The 1,703-nt window shown below is 62.5% G+C and carries 2 protein-coding genes; both read right to left on the reverse strand.

Going from position 1 to position 1,703, the window contains the following annotated elements; translation table 11 throughout:
- The coding region (locus C998_RS14305) for an AAA family ATPase (RefSeq protein WP_018871478.1) at positions 1-496 on the reverse strand (496 nt) is incomplete at its 3' end.
- Between the two features lie 118 nt (positions 497-614).
- Positions 615-1,655 carry a DUF3150 domain-containing protein gene (locus C998_RS0113920; protein WP_018871479.1) on the reverse strand — a complete coding sequence of 347 codons (1,041 nt, stop codon included), beginning with the start codon at positions 1,653-1,655 and terminating at the stop codon, positions 615-617.
- Between the last annotated feature and the right edge of the window lie 48 nt (positions 1,656-1,703).

Raw genomic sequence — 1,703 nt, forward strand, 5'->3', positions numbered from 1 at the left:
CCCCGCCGTTCCGATCCAGAACCAGAGCGTTCCCTTCCAGGACCGGATTGAGCGCGGCGAAGACCGCCGGGTTGAGGATGTCGGCCTCATCGAGAATGAAGATCGCACCCTCCTTCATGGCGAGCGCGAGTGGGCCGTACTGAAACCCCGTCTCGGGGCCTTCACCGCTCTCGGACGTTTCGAGGGACTTGTCCCCAACCAGATCAGCCAGCTCCATCCGCTCGGTAGCGTTGACCCGCCGAACGGGCCAGTTCAGCCGCGCGGCGGCCTGCTCGATCATCGAGGTTTTCCCGCAGCCGGTCGGGCCGTGGATGTAGAACCCGTCACCGTCCGGTTGCGATACCCAGGCGAGGAAATCCCGCAGGGCATCGGTATCGAAGACATGGTGGGGGCTGTACTCGGGGACCAGCTCGGCCAGTTCGTGATTCGGGGCAAACCCCGGAAACTGGCCGCCGGGAAGACCGAAAACGGTCAGGTCGATCATCTGCTCTTGCATCGTGGTATCTCCTTCGGAATGCAGGACCGGGATGGCCTGCTTCTCCGAGGAGTTGAGGGCACAAAAAAACCCGCCACAGGCAACGCCTGGGCGGGCGGTTGGTGGTCATCGACCTCGGCTAGAAGGTGACATAGACGCTGGCTCCAGCGTCGTTCCTCTTCTTCGGAGCGGGCGGCGTCACCGGGACATCCGAATCGGTCTCGGTGCCAGGTTCGGTGTCGCCGTCTTCGCTGTCGTCCTCGTCCGTTTCGACGGTGGGGGTGGAACCGGGAATGTTGCTCCCGACCATCTGGAGCGGGAAGAACTGCTGACGGGAAAGGAGACCTTCCCCGAGCTTCTGCATCTTCTCCTCATCGGAGAGAACAACCAGCATCGACACGATCTCACCGAGATTCTGCCCGGTGATGTCGCCCTTCTCGGGCATACGGCTCAGCACATCATCCAGCTCCATCACGATAGGCGGAACCCGCTTATCCACGAACTCCAGTCCCGAGAGCTTGTCCCGCAGGCTCGTGATCGAACCCCGGATCAACCGCTGAGTGACGCGAGGTTCATCGCGGTTACGGGAGCCCTCAATGAAGTCGTCGTAGATGCGCTCGGCCGCCTGCGAGACCTCCCGGAAGACCGATCCGCCCATGCCTTCGGCGTGGCGGGTCAGGTTGTCCGGTTCATCATCGGAGGGCTGGATGTCGAACACCCCGTAGTCGAACCCGAAGCGATTGCGAAGCGTGTTCGCGCTCGGGACACCCCGGCGGATGGCGTCCTCCATTTCCGGAGTACACCAGTCCTGATCGACCCACTCATCGACCTCCTTGGTCAAGCGCTGCACGAAATCCTCCACGAAGTCGTTGAACTCGGTCTGCATTGCAGACAGGTCCGACAGGAGATCGGGGAGGGCTCCCTTCGGGACAGCGTACCCGCCCAGAAAGCGAGTGCCGACCTTCAGGCAGCGATCCCGAGCACGACGCCGAAGCGTCAGGCCGGGGTTCAGGGCCTCCGGCTTCACGAGCATCTTCCGGCCGCGCGTAAACGCCTTCTCCGGAAGCGTGACGCCAAGCTCGCCCTGCTTCATGGTGACACCACCGGACCAGGTGGAAATGTCGAGGGTGACAACCGAGATTGCTTCAGTGACCGTTACCGAGTTGGTGGAATGGCTCATGGCTCTTCTCCTTCGCTGTGCCCCACCGGAATTGGCGGGCTTCTTCCA

Source organism: Thioalkalivibrio sp. ALgr3 (assembly GCF_000377325.1).
GTDB lineage: Bacteria > Pseudomonadota > Gammaproteobacteria > Ectothiorhodospirales > Ectothiorhodospiraceae > Thioalkalivibrio.